Source organism: Hydrotalea sp. AMD (genome assembly GCF_004100315.1).
GTDB classification, from domain to species: Bacteria; Bacteroidota; Bacteroidia; order Chitinophagales; family Chitinophagaceae; genus Hydrotalea; species Hydrotalea flava.
Window position 1 is genome coordinate 117,077 of sequence record NZ_SCKY01000005.1, and the last position, 16,090, is coordinate 133,166.

Sequence of the window (16,090 nt, forward strand, 5' to 3'; positions counted from 1 at the left end):
CGATTAGATGCGTATTTTTTCTTCTATTAAATAAACATTTCTTTCCGATGCATTGCGGGCAATCAGCTCTCCAATAAAACCGGCTAAAAATAGTTGCATGCCTATTACCATTGAAGTAAGGGCAATATAAAATGAAGGTCGGTTGGTTAAAGAAAAATCAGCCTCCATAAATTTTGCAATGATTAAATAGATACTGCTAATGAAGCCAATGATAAAAAACAAAGTACCCCATAATCCAAAAAAATGCATGGGTTTTTTTCCAAAACGGCTTACAAAACTAATAGTAGCCAGATCAAGAAAGCCATTGATGAACCTTTCCCATCCAAATTTTGAAACACCATATTTACGGGGTTGGTGGGCCACTACTTTTTCCGTTATTTTTCTAAAGCCCGCCCATTTGGCAATAACTGGAATATAACGGTGCATTTCGCCGTATACTTCAATACTTTTTACTACCTTTTTTTTATAAGCTTTTAATCCACAGTTAAAATCGTGTAAAGGAATACCGCTGCTCCATCGGGCTGCAGCATTAAATATTTTAGAAGGGATATTTTTTGTAAGTGTATTGTCGTATCTTTTTTTCTTCCAGCCACTCACTAAATCAAATCCATCCTGCACAATTAATTGCCGAAGTGTGGGAATTTCATCGGGCGAGTCTTGTAAATCAGCATCCATGGTAATAATTACATCACCTTGCGCAGCTTTAAATCCCTCATTTAGCGCAGCGCTTTTTCCATAATTCCGTTGAAATTTAATGCCCTTGATATTTGTATTGGCAACTGATAAGTTCATAATTACTTCCCAGCTATTATCGGTACTGCCATCATCTACCAAAACAATTTCATAACGGTATTCATTTTCCGTTGCCACTTTATCAATCCACCGGCATAGTTCCGGTAGTGATTCTGCTTCATTCAGTAATGGTATTACAATTGATATATCCATTCTATTTTTATTGAGTAGTGGTTGTTTGATATTTTTTAGGTACTGCCACAGCTGCCAATAATGCACCCGCACCTCCGGCTAATAAAAATAAAATTAATACCCCTGTCAATTGCGTATTCATCCAAATTTGTTTAGCACGATTTATATTGGCCGGTAAATTAGTAATGGCCTCTCCATGTTTTTTTACTTCCTCTTGTAATAAACTAATTTGGTGGTTTACATAATTCGGAAACAAATAATGCATAGCTATAAAATTATACACAAAAAATAATGCAGTAGCAACGGCCACTGTTTTAAAGCCGTGGCTTAAAATCAATGAAAAACCTTTTACCCCTTTTGTTTGATGGTTAAATAACCAGGTACTGATGAAGGCTGCAACAATAAATACCGATAAAATAATAAAGCCATACCAGGGCAGATAAATAAGTTCTGTTATCTGGCCAATGGCATTGAGCAGCATGATAAGCCCAGCGATGATAATGCCCTTTTTAATATGTGATGTACACGAAACCTCCATACTTCAACTGATTAATTCAAGTGAATTTGATTTTTGTGAATAATGCCATAAACTTTTCCTGTAAGCGGTATATTGAAAAAGGGGCTATTGGCCGATTTACTTTGATTGTGCTGTGTAGTGAATACACTTCCATCATTTGTATTGAATAAAGTAAGTTCTGCAACATTGCCCGGCATGATAGCTGCATCGGGTAAATTAAAAATACTGCGTGCACGATTACCTAGCCAATCTGCTAGCAAATCCGCATTGGTATTAGGGAATAAACTGTTTATAATGGTATAGGCTGTTTGTAACCCTATGATTCCCGGTTTGGCATATTCAAACTCACAAACTTTTCTGTCGGTTTCCAATGGTAAATGATGCGTGCTGATACAATCAATTGTTCCCTTCAATAAGCCTTCGCGTAAAGCCAGCATATCGGTTTTTGTGCGCAATGGGGGATTTACTTTTAAATGGGTATCATAATCTTTTAAGTCTTCATCACAAAAAAATAAATGATGAGGTGTTACGGAACAGGTAACATTTAATCCTTTTTGTTTTGCAGCGGCAATTAAATTTATTGAGGCTTTAGTACTAATACCCGTAAAATGAATGGCAGAGCCGGTATATTGCACCAGATCAATATCTCTGGCAATTATCAGGGTTTCTGCTATAGTCGGTTTGCCTGGAAGTCCTAAGCAGGTAGAAACAACACCTTCATGCATCAATCCGTGTGGTGCTATGGCTACATCTTCAGGTATTTGAATAATAATACCATTAAAAGCTTTAATGTATTGCAGCGCTTTTACCATGAGGCCTGAAGATTGTATGGGCAACAAGCCATCTGAAAAAGCCAAAGCCCCGGCTTGTTGCATATCGTACATTTCAGCCAATTCTTTTCCTTCCAGATTTTTGCTAACCGCTCCCAAGGGGTGTATAGATATTTTGGTTGAATGCGATGCCTGAATTAAATAATCAACCTGTGTTTTATTTTGAATGCAGGGAATGGTATTGGGTAGGGTAGCAACCCTTGTAAATCCGCCTGCTGCTGCTGCCGCTGCACCGGAATGGATGGTTTCGCGATGTTCTAAGCCTGGGTCGCAAAAATGAACAAACGGGTCTATCCAGCCCTGCGATACCGAACAATTGGGCAATACAATGACCTGATCTGCATCCTGATGAAGGGTGGGTTCAATGGCAATAATTTTTCCATTTTCAATAAAAATATCCTGAATGGTACCATTATAAGAGCTATTATTATCTGCGATGGCAACCTGTTTTAAAAGAATTTTCATGGATTGCTGATAAAATTTTGTGCAATATAGCCTGAAAAATTCTTTTGTTCTTATATTTGCCGCCCCTCGGGGAAGAAACCCAATTAGTTCGGGTGGTGGCGCAGCCCGGTAGCGCACTTGCATGGGGTGCAAGGGGTCGCTGGTTCGAATCCAGTCCACCCGACTTTATTACCTAAAAGGCAATCTTGCAAAAGGTTGTCTCTTTTTTTGGCTGTAATACAATGGTGTTGGGCAATGGCGGAGAATAGGGTATTTATTATGGAGGTTCAAACTGTGTTATTTTTTTTATCGTACACCATTCCATCAGGGAATATGAGATATTGCAACTTTTTCTTTTCCAAATATTTTGCTGTAATCCACATCTGGCTTATGTTTTTAGCAATTTTTAATCCTTTATCAATAGCTTTTTCAAGATTCGAACTCATGTTTTGTTTTTGTTCTAATTCTTCGCTAAGTTCTCTAATAGCATCAATGTATTTTTTTGAGAATTTTTGGTATTGCTCTTTTGAAATTTCATTGATTACCAAACGTTCTTCCAGCATTTCTAATTGATGTTCAAGTTGCTTTGATGATAGCTACAATTGTATAAGTAATGATGGCGATATAGAGATATAGATTTGAGTTTTAACCGCATTTGCAGAAGCATTCGTTGATCACAGAGTACCCCATTTGCTTTATCATGTTTCTCAGAAGAGACTCTTGTAAATTTAAGATTAACTTTTGCACGGATTACAAAAAATGCATCATGCTTATCAATAGCCGATAAGCGATTAAAACCAATGTAACCACGGTACAGGATATAATACCTGCCTGTTTCAAAGGTGAGAAAATCTAATCCATTTACATCATGAACACTTGCTGGCGTGATATGCATGAAGATAGGAATAGCAGTTTTTATATCAAGTAATGTGTGCAATTTAACTGCACCTTTTGCTCTTCTAAAAGTTGCCCAACAAAAAACATTTAGACAAAGATCAATAGTAGAATCAAAAACGTAAACATTACCCTTAATTAACAAATTAAAATCAGTATAAGAGATACATATTTTCTGAGCTTCTGCAATCATTTCAAAAATTTGGTAATTTCGTTTTTCGTTTACTTCGGATAGATTTGATCTGGAAATACTTCTGCCCAATCCTAAATGATAGTGCTTTGTTTTATGTGCAGTTAATCAAACAAGTAAATCACGCAGGCTATCACGATTACTTAATTGTCCAAAAATCATGCACATTAACTGGTTCCAATAAGTAAAATGCTTGACCCATTTATCTCCTTGGAAAGAATTAACACAACGATCAAAAATTCGAGCAGGAAGAAATGTGACAATTTGAGAAAAAACATATTTGCCCTGATTCACTTAATTTCCCATGAAACATATTTATACTAAGATTTTCAAACTAATAAATATTTTTACCGGACACTAATGAATTTTGATTATAATTTTGTCGGACAAGACACTGTATGCTTTGTTAAGGTTTTTGGTCAATTTTACTTTGCCAAAAAATCTTCTATCATTCTGCACATAAAAAAATTGGAACCAACGGCCGCTAAATTGATTTGCAATCCATAAACTTCTCTCGTTCCAATTCATTCAAAAGCCAGAAAGATTGTTTATTTTCAACGATGCTATTGTTCTTGTTTTAAGAATTGTTGGCTCAAAATATGCATATGAAAACACTTTTATTTTCCAAACAATCTATCCATATTGGCTGCATAGCATTGATATTGGGTATGTTGATGGCTTGCCACTCTAAACAGTCGCAACAATATGCCTCCTGGCAGGTATACGGCGGCAATAAAGAAAACAATCATTATTCATCGCTCACGCAAATCGATACTAATAATGTTGCTTTGTTAAAATCCGTTTGGGAGTATCATTGTGGCGATGCCGGTGAATCTACCCAAATACAGGTCAATCCCATTATAGTAGATGGCATTTTATACGGTGTTTCTCCACAATTAAAATTATTTGCATTAGATGCAGCCAATGGTCAACACCAATGGAGCTTTAATCCATTATCAGATACGGCAGGAAACGACAAAACTTCCGGCTATTTTATGATGAATGTATGCAGAGGTGTTACCTATTACGCAAATGGAGCAAACGATCGTCGTATATTTTATGCTGCCGGTGCTAAATTGTATTGTATCAATGCATCCAATGGAAAGCCAATCCTGTCATTTGGCAATGGGGGTAGCATTGACTTGCATCAAAATTTGGGGATAAGGGCACAACAGTTATATGTGGCTTCCACTACTCCGGGTATCATTTACAAAGACATGATTATTATTGGTACCCGTGTTGCTGAAGAAATGCCTGCAGCACCAGGTGATGTGCGTGCTTACGATGTACATAACGGCAAATTGCGCTGGATATTTCACACCATTCCGCAACCCGGCGAACCTGGTTTTCATTCCTGGGATGATACCTCTGCTTACCGTCAGGTAGGTGGTGCGAATGCCTGGGCGGGTTTTAGTATGGATGAAAACAAAGGTATTGTGTATGTACCCACAGGGTCTGCTGTGTATGATTTTTATGGCGGTTTACGCCTTGGGAATAATCTTTTTGCCAATACACTTATTGCTTTAAATGCCAACAATGGTAAAGAAATCTGGCATTATCAAACCGTACACCACGATTTGTGGGATCGTGACTTACCAACTGCACCGGCTTTGCTTACCCTTACAATAAACGGTAAAAAAATTGAAACAGTAGCACAACCCACTAAAACCGGTTTTATATTTTTATTCAACAGAATAAATGGTAAGCCGGTATTTCCTATTGTGGAACGGCCCGTACCCACTTTCAGCGAATTAACTGGTGAACAACCTGCACCTACACAACCTTATCCTGTTTTACCCGTTCCTTTTGCAAGGCAATCGCTTACTGAAAAAGATTTGAATCATTTAGTTCCCGATTCCTCTTTTCATGAACTGCAACAAAGGCTATCCAGTTATAAAACAGGCAGGCTGTTTATTCCTCCTTCAAAAGAAGGTACGGTTATTTTTCCCGGCTTTGATGGTGGAGCAGAGTGGGGTGGGCCTGCAGCAGATCCAACATCGGGTATATTGTATGTAAATGCCAGCGAAATGCCATGGGTTTTAACCATGGTGGATGCAAAAAATGAGGTACCACCTGCCGGTGAAACCAATCTTCAGGCGGGTATTCGTTTGTACCGTACACATTGTATGGCTTGTCATGGTACGTTAATGCAAGGCAGTGGTAATTATCCTTGGCTTTTTCAAATAAATAAAAAGTACAATAAAAATCAATTTGAGGCATTGTTAACTTCGGGCAGAAGAATGATGCCTTCTTTTCAACAATTAACGCCGGAAGAAAAAAATGCATTGGCTACCTATGTGCTTGCAATATCTTCACAACAACATCAAAAATTTATTGCACCTGCTAAAACAACCACTAAATGGGATAATATGCCCTATACCTCAACGGGCTACAATAAATTCTTATCGCGTGAAGGGTATCCGGCAGTGGCACCCCCCTGGGGTACTTTAACAGCCATCAATTTAAACACTGGACAGTTGGTATGGAAAGACACTATAGGCGATTATCCTGAATGGAAAGCAAAAGGTATTCATACCGGTACAGAAAACTATGGTGGCCCTGTGGTAACGGCCGGCGGCTTGCTGTTTATTGCTGCCACCAGCGATGCTAAAATTCGTGCATTCAATAAAACGAATGGCAAGTTATTGTGGGAGGCTGATTTACCTGCATGCGGCTTTGCAACACCTGCCGTTTATGCAGTTAATGGCAAACAATATGTGGTTATTGCCTGTGGTGGAGGAAAATTAAAAAAACCTTCCGGCGATAGTTATGTGGCATTTGCCTTGCCTGATGCACAAAAATAATTTTGTTACCGGCTTTTTGTTGGTATGGCAACAACTGTTGCGTCGCACACTTGTACGCCAGATTGTAGTGGCAACTTTTCTACGTCAATAGTTGAACATTAGTTTAAAATAATTGAAACGTTTTTCATTTTCTTAATCCAAATGCAATGACTTTCTGTTTCATTTTCTGGGTAAGTGTGTGTAATACTTCTTCCGATAATCTAAAACGTTCATACGTATCAATATCGCCCGATTCAATTTTTTCTAAACGTTGGTACCAGTCGCCGGGATTTACCATATCACCCAATCTTCTGGGTACTACATGCATATGTAAATGTGCAACCGATTGTCCGGCAACTTCCCTTTCCTGAATAGCCCAATTAAAAGCGTTCGTGTTAAATACCTTGCACAATAAGGCTGCAGTGGTTCTTCCCAATTGCATAAATTTTGCTAATTCATCATCTGTTAATTCAAACAAACTTTCCTTGTGTTGTTTCGGAATTACCAATGAATGCCCGGGAAGTATGGGAGATATATTGTATATTACTGCAAAATTTTCTGTTTCTAAATAGAAATCATTTTTTTGTTTGTTGCAAAAGGGACAATCTTGCATAGATTTTTTTTATTCTTACAAAATTAAACAAACTTGCCCAAATGCACCACAGTGCAATAGTTTTAAAACCCTTGGTAAAATGCTTATATAAACCGATGAAAAGTAGTGCCGGATATACCTTATTGTATTACCTGCAAATAAAATATTATTTATATTTTAGTAACATATTTTCCCAATATGTTACGCACATTATCGTACGAGTTGTATAAATATTTTTCAATCTCATCCTTTTGAATCCAATGTATCCATTCTATTTGCTCTTTTAATTCGGGCATCACATCTAAATGGGTGATTGTTTTCATTTCAAACCAATAAATTTCTTTGATGGCTTCCTGGTGTAAAGTATTGTCAAAATATTCATAATGTGTTATACCTGCACTACCGGTAATTTCAAGCGTTTTTAATCCGGTTTCCTCTTTTACTTCCCGCAAAGCACATTGTTCGTAGCTCTCATTCATTAGTAAATGACCTTTGGGTAAATCCCATTTTCCATATCTGAGTAACATGAGTAATTCATCATTTTCATTCCAAACAATTCCACCGGCAGCATAAACAGTTGGTTTCATAATTTTATTTTAATGGTATAGCAAAAGTTCGTTTTAAAGGTAGTATTTTTTGCATGTATGTAAGGCTCATTTGCCTATTTTATTCAATCCTGTTTTTTAGGTTGCATTAGTTCAGGTAATCCTGTTTTTTTAAATATGGCCAAACCTAATCGTTGGTTTGATAAGCCGGGCCTGCATTTGTAATCAAAAATTAATTTATCACCTTCTTGCCTGATTTCAAAATAATAAAATACAATTTTATTATTCGTATGTAAACTGTCATATACCTCTGTTAAATGCGTGGCAATAATAAAAAAACTTTTTGCCCATTTTAATGCTAATTGGGTAAATAAAATGCTACAGTCTAATGCATCTTTAATATTTGTACCCTTAAATGGTTCATCAATAATTACGGCCATTTGATAGTTCTTTTGTAATGAATTTGCCAAAAATTGAATTCGGTTAATTTCTGCCTGAAAATAACTTTCCCCTTTTGAAATGCTGTCAGTAATACCTATAAATGAAAATAAATCATTCACTATTCATATTTTCGCCGCACTTGCAGGAATACCCATACCTATATGCGTTAATATTATGGCATGGGCAATTGCTTTTAAATAAGTGGTTTTTCCGGCCATATTTGGTCCGGTTATAAACATTACATTTTGATTTGTTAATGAAACATTATTTACAATAGGGTTTTGTACAAGTAAATGTTGTAGGTTACTTATTTCAATGCCACTTTCTTCACTTATTTCAGGAAATTGTAATTGATAAATGCTACAGGCTGTAGCCATAGACATGATGGCATCAGTTTCATATATCCATTCTAAAATATTTTTAATAGAATCGGCTTCAGTACTTCTTAACAATTTATCTATATAAAGGGTGGTAAATGCACTACGTTTTGCTATGTTGGCACAATGCGGTTTTATAATTTTTTCTAAAATAGTTTTTATTTTATGTTGTATAGTGCTGGCAGATAAATGGTTTGAAAGTGAACTTTTGGAAAGAAAATCATCTAAACTGAAAAATAAGTTTTGTAGCGATACAATGTTGGTATGCAGGTAATGAAAATAATCGGGATGCTGCCATTGAAACAACTTTGCACTGCACTTATCAATAAAACTTTCTTCTAAAATAGTTATTTGGATGTTTGATTGCAGATATAATTCAGCCATAACTATAATTCGTTCTGATATGATTTGTTTCCATTGGAGCACAAATGGCATGCAGTGTTGAATTGCTGCTTGTGTTTTATGTATAGCTTGTGCAGATAAAAATGGTTGCACCAATTTTTGTTTTAAAATATCATCACCACCTTGTGTAATGGTATGGTTCAGCAAATGGAATAAATGATTTTTTTTCCCATCTGTTGATTCCAGTATTTCTAAATCTAACAAGGTTTGCGCATCCATATTAACCAGTTTTTGAGAAATCGTTTAACCTGCTTTTCATATTTTCTAAAGCGGCAATAGTTTCGTGGGTATTGAAATTTAATGCTTTTGTTTTTTCTATGGTTATTCTCATTTCCTGTTCCAATGTTTGCAGTAATTGTTGCACCCTTATTTTAAAATCTGCATTGAACTTTCGAAACGATTCCTGTATTTTATATTGCGCCTCGTAAATAATAGAGGCAGTATTTTGAACAATAATTTCATGGTACTGCTGCAAAACAGATTGCACAATGTGCTTTTCTTTGCTTTTTTTGGTGAGGTAAAAAAGTGGATTGCTTTTAGTAATGATGGCTTCTTTATCAAGCCCATTTAAAGTAATATAAGAAGCAGTGTATGCGTTCCAGTCAAATTTTTCAACAATTGTTTCAATACCAGTATTCAGATAATCGGAGAAATGAATGGCAATGTTGTGTAAAATGTTTTTTGCGTTAAATAAATATTGTTCAAGTATTTGTTTGAATTGGGTTTTGCTGCTTTGTTCCAATTGCGTTTTCAACTGTTCAAACCCTGCTCGTATTATTTGATTGAGCACTTTAATTAATTTATGCTGTTCCGGCTTCTCTAATAATTGAAAAGAGGGATGTAAATAACTTTCAATACAAGCTATGATTTCTGTTTCAATTGCTTTAGCTGCGTCATTACATTGGGTATCAACTGTTTCATTGAGTTTTTGAATATAGTGTTGCAATATGGCATGAAAGCCTTCTATTTCATTCAATAAAACAGATTTGGTGGCCTGAAAATTGCTGATTCGCTGGTTCAATTCCTGAACAGGCATTTGCAAATTATCAAGTCTTAATTGAATGAATGAACGAATGCTTTGTTCAATCAATGCCAATTGCCTTTCTGTACTTTGTTGAACAATGGTTGGTTTGTTTTGTGCAATATTCTTTTCCAGTAACTGAAGTAGATTATCTATTCCGGAAGTAGCCATATTTCCGGCTAAATGAGTATTAGCCGAAACAGGTATAATGGCTATTTCTGCTATGGGTATGTTGCAATGTTCCGCAATAATTTTTTTATTATGCGCCAGCACTTTTTCTAAATCGGATATATTGAGCAAATCTTTTTTGTTTTCAACAAAAACAATATCGTTTACCTGCAATTTCAGTTGTGCTAAAAATTCAATATCTGATTTTGAGATGGGCATATCGGCGCTTAGTACAAATATGGCGACATCAATTTTTGTTAAAAATTGCAGGGTGGTATCGGTATTGTGTTCCAGCGATGAACCTACACCCGGCGTATCGACTATGGTAATTTGCTGAAGTATGGATGCAGGATGGTACACAATAACATGCGATACATTTTTTATATTCTCCGGATTTTCTTCTTCACTCACATATTGCTGTAAACAGTGAAGGTCATTTTTTTCTGTTTGGTTATTTTTGTACACAATTTCAATTCCGGGAAAAGCAGCATACTTTAACAATGTAATAATGGCTGTAACCGGAACTACACCGGTGGGCATTATATTTTGGCCAATAAGCGCATTAATGAGTGAAGATTTACCTCTTTTAAAAAATCCGGTAATCACAACATTTATTTCTGCGCTACTCAATTTATGCTGTAATTGCATAATTTCATCAGCCAGGTTTTGCTGCTCTAATTGAATGGCAGTTTGATGTAATAATTGAATATTTTGGGCACCGGTTGACATAAGGGTTATCCGTTTAATAGAAAATTATTATATGCATCTGATAAACCGAGCGAAGCAATTTTTTTGATAACTGTTTTTACAGGGTAATGTACAAATTCAAACTGTACATGAACTGCAGCTGGTTCAGACAATGCTGCATCATTCTTTATGTTTAACAGGGTATAACAAGCTCTATTATTCTCTTGTTTGGGTTTGCCAACGGAGCCTACATTGACGGCATGTCGGTATATTTTTTTATTTTCTGCTTCACAAAATATAGGCCTGTGCCAGGGTTTGTGCGTATGTCCCATGCACAAAATATCCGCTTCAATACTTTCCATCATTTCTAATAAATAGGCATCATCTGTACTTTCTTGTACATATTCTAAATTTGAAGTAGTGCTGCCATGCACCATTGCAATGGTAATGGTATGATACAGCCCCTTGATTTCTATTTTAAAAAGGAAAGGTAAATTTTGTAAATAAGCCCTGTTGCTATTGGTTATATGTTCATTCACCCAACGGATGGAATCGATTCCAAATTGTTGTTGGGCTTCATTGGCAAAAGAATAAGGAAATATTTTTTTTGAATAACCAATGCCTTCATCATGGTTGCCTTGTAAACAAGGGATATTATTTTTTCTAATCAGGTCAATCACTTCATTATCCCATCCTGCAAAATTTACCAAATCGCCCAGGCAGAAAATAGCATCCGGTTCATGTTTTTTAATATCGTTGAGTACAGCTTTTAAAGCCGGTAAATTGCCATGTATATCGCTAATCAATGCTATTTTCATAATTATCTATTTTTGATTTTGTTCGGCCACTCATGTTATTAGTATTTGAGTAATCTTACCGCATAGTAAATATGTAAGGGGCTGTTTTTTATTCCTTTAATTACGGTATCAATATCATAATCTAACCTGTAAAAATTTACTTGTAATGCTTCAGGGTTATATTTAATATCTTTTTTGGTATCAATTTCAACTATGGCATAACAGGCATGCCAGCTCCCATCTTTAGGGCTACCTACCGATCCGGGATTGATGATGTGTTGGTAGGTTTTTTCACCGTTAGTATTTCTTTCTATTTGTTTGTGAAATGAAGCATGGGTATTACCAATAAATAGCACATCTGCCGCTTCATCATCTAATATTTTAGATAGTTCTGCTTGTTTGTAGAAACGATAAATGCGTTCTGTATTACTTTTGGGGGTGCCATGTGCAAACAATAAAGTTCGTTGCTGTTGTCCGATTAATAATTTTACTTTTAGCTTTAAAGGTAATGCACGCAAAATAGCTTTACGATCTTCTGTTATTTGTTGTAATGAATATTGAATGGCATCCAATCCCCAATCAATTTCTTCTCTGCTGCCATACGAAAATGGGTATTTTGCTTTATTGTTGCCAATACCTTCATCATGATTGCCCAATACACTGGGAATATGATGTTGCTGCATAAAATCAATCACTTCATTATTCCAAATGTTTTGGTTTACCCAATCGCCTAAACAATAAATTGCATCCGGTTGCTGTTTTTCAATATGCGCATATACTGCTTTTAAAGCTGGCAGGTTCGCATGCACATCACTAAATACAGCAATTTTCATCATAAATTTTTTAAATAGATAATTAAGTTACCTGAATTAGACTCAGACATTGCAATGGGTTAATTCAGGTAATTTATCATTGTTTCAGCCGATTCTCACCATTATATTGAATAGCAAATTTTTCTTTATACAACTGATGACTTCTAACTGCACATTCCTGTGCTGCTTTTTTTCCATACATATCACCAACGGTAACCACTTTGTTTTCCAAAGCTTTGTATCCTTCAAAAAAGTTTTTCAATTCTACCATGTGGTGATCAGGTATATCTGATAAGTCTTGAATGTGCAGATAAGCCGGATCGTGGTGAGCCACTGCAATTATTTTATCATCAATACCATTTTCATCTTCCATGTGCATGATGCCAATAATGCGTGCATCTACTACACAAAGCGGCTGTATATCGAAGGAACATATCACTAAAATATCGAGTGGATCGCCATCATCAAAATAGGTTTGTGGTACTAAACCATAATTCATGGGATAATACATGGCAGAATATAGTACTCTGTCTAATCGCAGCAAACCCGAAGCTTTATCTAATTCATACTTCATTCTGCTGCCCTTGGGTATTTCAATTATAGTTGTTACTACATTGGGAACATTATTGCCAATTGAAATATGCCAGGGGTGTTGTACTTGTGGAATAATTGTATCACTCATATTATTGGTTTTTAAATGCTTTAATGCCTGCAAATTTTGCTGCTTTGCCTAATTCATCTTCAATACGGAGCAATTGATTGAATTTGGCAATACGTTCACCTCTGCAACCACTGCCTGTTTTTAAATGACCTGCATTGGTAGCTACTGTTAAGTCTGCAATGGTGGTATCTTCCGTTTCGCCGCTGCGGTGTGAGATAAAGCAGTTATAATTGTTTTTGTAAGCCATTTGGATGGTATCAATGGTTTCTGTTACGGTTCCTATTTGGTTTAGTTTAATTAAAACAGAATTGGCAATACCTTCATCAATGCCTCTTTGTAAAATGGATGGGTTGGTACAGAATATATCATCACCGGTTAATTCAACTTTGTTTTTTAATTGGTTGGTTAATAATTTCCACCCTCCCCAATCGTTTTCAGCCATGCCATCCTCCAATAAAATAATGGGGTATTGGTTAATCCAGCTATCCCAAATATTTAAAAGTCTCTCTGAGCTCATTTTTTCTTTGGTAGATTTAAAAAATACATAGTGTCCATCTTCCCACATTTCGCTGGTAGCAGGGTCAATACAAAGCGAAATATCTTTTCCGGGTGTATATCCTGCTTTTTGGATAGCTTCTAATATTACTTCAACCGCCTCTTCATTCGATTTTAAGTTAGGCGCAAAGCCACCTTCGTCACCCACACCGGTGGAATACCCTTTTTTATTGAGGATGGATTTAAGTGCATGAAATGTTTCTTCACCCATCCTGATACTTTCTTTAAATGAAGGTGCATTGTGCGGTGCAATCATGAATTCCTGAAAATCTACATTATTGTCGGCGTGTTTTCCGCCATTGATTACATTCATGCAAGGAACGGGCATGGTAAATTTTCCGGAGGTATTAAAATACCGATATAAAGGCATGTTTAATGTAGCTGCCATTGCCCGGGCATAAGCCATTGATACAGCTAAAATTGCATTGGCGCCTAATTTGGCTTTGTTGGGAGTGCCGTCTAATGTAATCAGGGCATTATCAATGGCCTGCTGCGATTCAAATATTTTACCTGTAAATTGTTTGGCAATGGTTTTGTTTACATTGTTAACAGCCAGGGTAACGCCTTTGCCGCCGTATCTTTTAGGGTCATTATCGCGTAACTCTACAGCTTCCAGTTCTCCCGTGCTGGCACCGGATGGAACAATGGAGCGGCCTTTAATGTTACGCACCATTTTTTTACTTCCTTTTAATGGGGCTTCAATGGTAACCTCTGCTTCTACGGTTGGATTACCTCTTGAATCTAAAACCTCTCTTGCATAAATTTTTGAAATTTTCATATTGTTGTATTTATGTGTTTGAATAAATAAAATGAATTGCTCAGTTTAAAATGTGTATCATTTCATTGATACCATCCGTAAATGCATTAATTTTTTGTTGGTAATCGTCCATCAATTCAGGGTCAGTAATGCCATATCCTTTCATCGAACCGGCTCTTGCACCGGTAATATCTTCCCACAAAAAATTGGCTTTTACGTTTAATTCTTTTTTGAAATTAATTTGTTGAATGGGTACCCGGTAAGCTCTACAAAATTCTGAGAGAAGCTGATATAATGCGTTTAATTTTTCATGTATTTGTGCAAGCAGTTGCAGATTAGAAATGTTTTCATACTGAATAGATACCTGTTTTAACGGATGCTGGTGTGCAAGCAGTTGCAGTTGCATGTCTAATAATTTTTTTTCAATCATATAGGCAATAGCATTGAACACGTGCTGTTGTTTTTCCGGGATGGTATACATTGGTTTATCTAATTTGTTGTGTATGAAAATATTGTTGAATTTTTCCTGAAATAGCAGCTAGCAGCACTAAAGCGATGAGTTGTGCAATAATAGAGAATGCCACCAGTATTATAATTGAATAATCATATAAATAACCCATTAATGCACTGCCTGCAAACCAAAACAATCCAAATACGGCATTAAATACACCGAATGCTGTTCCTCTTTTTTCAGGAGGAATAAAATGTGCAACAGTTGCTTTTACTATCGATTCCTGAGCACCCATACCAATACCCCATACCACCATTCCCACTATAGCCCAATTCATTCCACCCAAAAATACCATTGGACCAAAAAAAAGTGCTATGAATAGTGCTAGTACAAGTGCTTTGGTACCAGATTTATCAAATACTTTACCTAATATTAATGCAGCAATACCATCGCTTGCCATTGCCAATGCATACAGCAAGGGTATTACGTCATCCGGCATTAAATTGGTGCTTTTAAAGTGATAAGCTATAAGTGGAAAATCTGCATAACCCAATGCTAAAAAGGCAATGGCTATTAAATACTGCCAATACAATTTTGGATAACCTTTGGTTTCAAGTGATTTTGTTTTAATCTCTAAATTTTCCAGATGCGGATAAATGCTTTTTGCAAAAATGATAAGACCAATGGCAATAATGGCTGGTATAAATAAAATGATATATGCACTTTGATAATTATTGTTTTTGATAAACAATGCTGCACTTACCAATAATGGCCCAATGGTAGCACCGGTTTGGTCTAATGCTTCGTGCAGGCCAAATCCCCAGCCTTGCCCCATCTGGTGTGCGCCGAAAGAAAGCATGGCATCTCTGGCAGGTGTTCTGATGGCTTTTCCAACGCGTTCTAATATCATTAGCATAATGGCGAGTTGCCAAAAACCTGCAAAAGCGAGTAATGGAACTGACAATAAATTAATGAAATAGCCCACTACTGTAATGGCCCAGTAATTTTTTGTTTTATCACTCAAATAACCTGAAATCACTCTTAAGCTATAACCCAGTAATTCTCCTAATCCTGCCATCCAGCCAACTGTTGTTGCTGAAGCGCCCAACACTTCCAGATAGGGTCCATTGATGCTTCTGGCGGCTTCATAAGTCATGTCAGAGAAAAGACTGGTGCATCCTAAAAGGATTACAAAAACTGTGGCTTTTTTTAATTGCATATTTTTTAATTGGATGAAATAAA

16 protein-coding genes, 1 tRNA gene and 1 pseudogene are annotated in these 16,090 nt (G+C 36.3%); 2 read left to right on the forward strand and 16 right to left on the reverse strand.

Going from position 1 to position 16,090, the window contains the following annotated elements; translation table 11 throughout:
• Positions 1–3 precede the first annotated feature (3 nt).
• Genes EO766_RS04665 through EO766_RS04675 form a run of 3 tightly spaced genes read right to left on the reverse strand, consistent with a single transcriptional unit; the run spans position 4 to position 2,736 of the window.
• Entirely contained in the window at positions 4–945 is a 942-nt protein-coding gene (locus EO766_RS04665) for a glycosyltransferase (RefSeq protein ID WP_074420011.1), read from the reverse strand.
• Between the two features lie 7 nt (positions 946–952).
• Complete coding sequence (locus tag EO766_RS04670; protein ID WP_074420010.1) at positions 953–1,462, reverse strand: DUF4199 family protein; 510 nt, start codon at positions 1,460–1,462, stop codon at positions 953–955.
• Positions 1,463–1,473: 11 nt separating this feature from the next.
• Positions 1,474–2,736, reverse strand: a complete 1,263-nt coding sequence (locus tag EO766_RS04675) for a dihydroorotase (RefSeq protein ID WP_074420025.1) — start codon at positions 2,734–2,736, stop codon at positions 1,474–1,476.
• Between the two features lie 89 nt (positions 2,737–2,825).
• Between EO766_RS04675 and EO766_RS04680 the strand changes: the two genes are divergently transcribed.
• A tRNA-Pro gene (locus EO766_RS04680) sits at positions 2,826–2,899 on the forward strand.
• A 103-nt stretch (positions 2,900–3,002) separates the two neighbouring features.
• Here EO766_RS04680 and EO766_RS04685 read toward each other — a convergent pair.
• The 3 genes from EO766_RS04685 to EO766_RS18390 form a co-directional block, all read right to left on the reverse strand.
• On the reverse strand, positions 3,003–3,278 hold the full coding sequence (locus EO766_RS04685; protein WP_074420009.1) for a hypothetical protein: 276 nt from the start codon (positions 3,276–3,278) through the stop codon (positions 3,003–3,005).
• A gap of 2 nt (positions 3,279–3,280) precedes the next feature.
• On the reverse strand, positions 3,281–3,802 hold the full coding sequence (locus EO766_RS04690) for a transposase (protein ID WP_074420008.1): 522 nt from the start codon (positions 3,800–3,802) through the stop codon (positions 3,281–3,283).
• A gap of 105 nt (positions 3,803–3,907) precedes the next feature.
• Entirely contained in the window at positions 3,908–4,093 is a 186-nt protein-coding gene (locus tag EO766_RS18390) for a DUF4372 domain-containing protein (protein ID WP_074420007.1), read from the reverse strand.
• Between the two features lie 311 nt (positions 4,094–4,404).
• Between EO766_RS18390 and EO766_RS04695 the strand changes: the two genes are divergently transcribed.
• Positions 4,405–6,603, forward strand: coding sequence for an outer membrane protein assembly factor BamB family protein (locus EO766_RS04695; protein ID WP_074420024.1), 2,199 nt, complete (start codon positions 4,405–4,407; stop codon positions 6,601–6,603).
• 124 nt (positions 6,604–6,727) lie between these two features.
• Here the strand turns inward: EO766_RS04695 and EO766_RS04700 are convergent, their stop codons facing one another.
• The 10 genes and pseudogenes from EO766_RS04700 to EO766_RS04745 form a co-directional block, all read right to left on the reverse strand.
• Positions 6,728–7,195 carry an HIT family protein gene (locus EO766_RS04700; protein ID WP_074420006.1) on the reverse strand — a complete coding sequence of 156 codons (468 nt, stop codon included), beginning with the start codon at positions 7,193–7,195 and terminating at the stop codon, positions 6,728–6,730.
• A 149-nt stretch (positions 7,196–7,344) separates the two neighbouring features.
• A complete protein-coding gene (locus EO766_RS04705; RefSeq protein ID WP_074420005.1) occupies positions 7,345–7,761 on the reverse strand; it encodes an NUDIX hydrolase in 417 nt (138 codons plus the stop codon).
• Between the two features lie 83 nt (positions 7,762–7,844).
• A pseudogene (locus EO766_RS04710) lies at positions 7,845–9,158 on the reverse strand (MutS-related protein).
• 1 nt (position 9,159) lies between these two features.
• Positions 9,160–10,857, reverse strand: coding sequence for a dynamin family protein (locus EO766_RS04715; RefSeq protein ID WP_074420002.1), 1,698 nt, complete (start codon positions 10,855–10,857; stop codon positions 9,160–9,162).
• A 5-nt stretch (positions 10,858–10,862) separates the two neighbouring features.
• A complete protein-coding gene (locus tag EO766_RS04720; RefSeq protein WP_074420001.1) occupies positions 10,863–11,633 on the reverse strand; it encodes a metallophosphoesterase family protein in 771 nt (256 codons plus the stop codon).
• 38 nt (positions 11,634–11,671) lie between these two features.
• The gene (locus tag EO766_RS04725; protein ID WP_081301284.1) at positions 11,672–12,448 is read right to left on the reverse strand and encodes a metallophosphoesterase family protein; all 777 of its coding nucleotides are present in this window, start codon (positions 12,446–12,448) and stop codon (positions 11,672–11,674) included.
• Between the two features lie 73 nt (positions 12,449–12,521).
• Positions 12,522–13,106, reverse strand: coding sequence for an inorganic diphosphatase (locus EO766_RS04730; RefSeq protein WP_074419999.1), 585 nt, complete (start codon positions 13,104–13,106; stop codon positions 12,522–12,524).
• Between the two features lies 1 nt (position 13,107).
• Complete coding sequence (eno, locus tag EO766_RS04735; RefSeq protein ID WP_074419998.1) at positions 13,108–14,418, reverse strand: phosphopyruvate hydratase; 1,311 nt, start codon at positions 14,416–14,418, stop codon at positions 13,108–13,110.
• A 40-nt stretch (positions 14,419–14,458) separates the two neighbouring features.
• Positions 14,459–14,878 carry a hypothetical protein gene (locus EO766_RS04740; RefSeq protein ID WP_074419997.1) on the reverse strand — a complete coding sequence of 140 codons (420 nt, stop codon included), beginning with the start codon at positions 14,876–14,878 and terminating at the stop codon, positions 14,459–14,461.
• Between the two features lie 4 nt (positions 14,879–14,882).
• Positions 14,883–16,067 (reverse strand): MFS transporter, encoded by a 1,185-nt coding sequence (locus EO766_RS04745; protein WP_074420023.1) that lies wholly within the window; start codon positions 16,065–16,067, stop codon positions 14,883–14,885.
• Between the last annotated feature and the right edge of the window lie 23 nt (positions 16,068–16,090).

Bases quoted from the DNA above. Each gene is read 5' to 3' on its own strand.
- EO766_RS04665 (WP_074420011.1), bottom strand. From the start codon at position 945: ATGGATATATCAATTGTAATACCATTACTGAATGAAGCAGAATCACTA.
- EO766_RS04670 (WP_074420010.1), bottom strand. From the start codon at position 1,462: ATGGAGGTTTCGTGTACATCACATATTAAAAAGGGCATTATCATCGCT.
- EO766_RS04675 (WP_074420025.1), bottom strand. From the start codon at position 2,736: ATGAAAATTCTTTTAAAACAGGTTGCCATCGCAGATAATAATAGCTCT.
- EO766_RS04685 (WP_074420009.1), bottom strand. From the start codon at position 3,278: ATGCTGGAAGAACGTTTGGTAATCAATGAAATTTCAAAAGAGCAATAC.
- EO766_RS04690 (WP_074420008.1), bottom strand. From the start codon at position 3,802: ATGATTGCAGAAGCTCAGAAAATATGTATCTCTTATACTGATTTTAAT.
- EO766_RS04695 (WP_074420024.1), top strand. From the start codon at position 4,405: ATGAAAACACTTTTATTTTCCAAACAATCTATCCATATTGGCTGCATA.
- EO766_RS04700 (WP_074420006.1), bottom strand. From the start codon at position 7,195: ATGCAAGATTGTCCCTTTTGCAACAAACAAAAAAATGATTTCTATTTA.
- EO766_RS04705 (WP_074420005.1), bottom strand. From the start codon at position 7,761: ATGAAACCAACTGTTTATGCTGCCGGTGGAATTGTTTGGAATGAAAAT.
- EO766_RS04715 (WP_074420002.1), bottom strand. From the start codon at position 10,857: ATGTCAACCGGTGCCCAAAATATTCAATTATTACATCAAACTGCCATT.
- EO766_RS04720 (WP_074420001.1), bottom strand. From the start codon at position 11,633: ATGAAAATAGCATTGATTAGCGATATACATGGCAATTTACCGGCTTTA.
- EO766_RS04725 (WP_081301284.1), bottom strand. From the start codon at position 12,448: ATGATGAAAATTGCTGTATTTAGTGATGTGCATGCGAACCTGCCAGCT.
- EO766_RS04730 (WP_074419999.1), bottom strand. From the start codon at position 13,106: ATGAGTGATACAATTATTCCACAAGTACAACACCCCTGGCATATTTCA.
- eno (WP_074419998.1), bottom strand. From the start codon at position 14,418: ATGAAAATTTCAAAAATTTATGCAAGAGAGGTTTTAGATTCAAGAGGT.
- EO766_RS04740 (WP_074419997.1), bottom strand. From the start codon at position 14,878: ATGTATACCATCCCGGAAAAACAACAGCACGTGTTCAATGCTATTGCC.
- EO766_RS04745 (WP_074420023.1), bottom strand. From the start codon at position 16,067: ATGCAATTAAAAAAAGCCACAGTTTTTGTAATCCTTTTAGGATGCACC.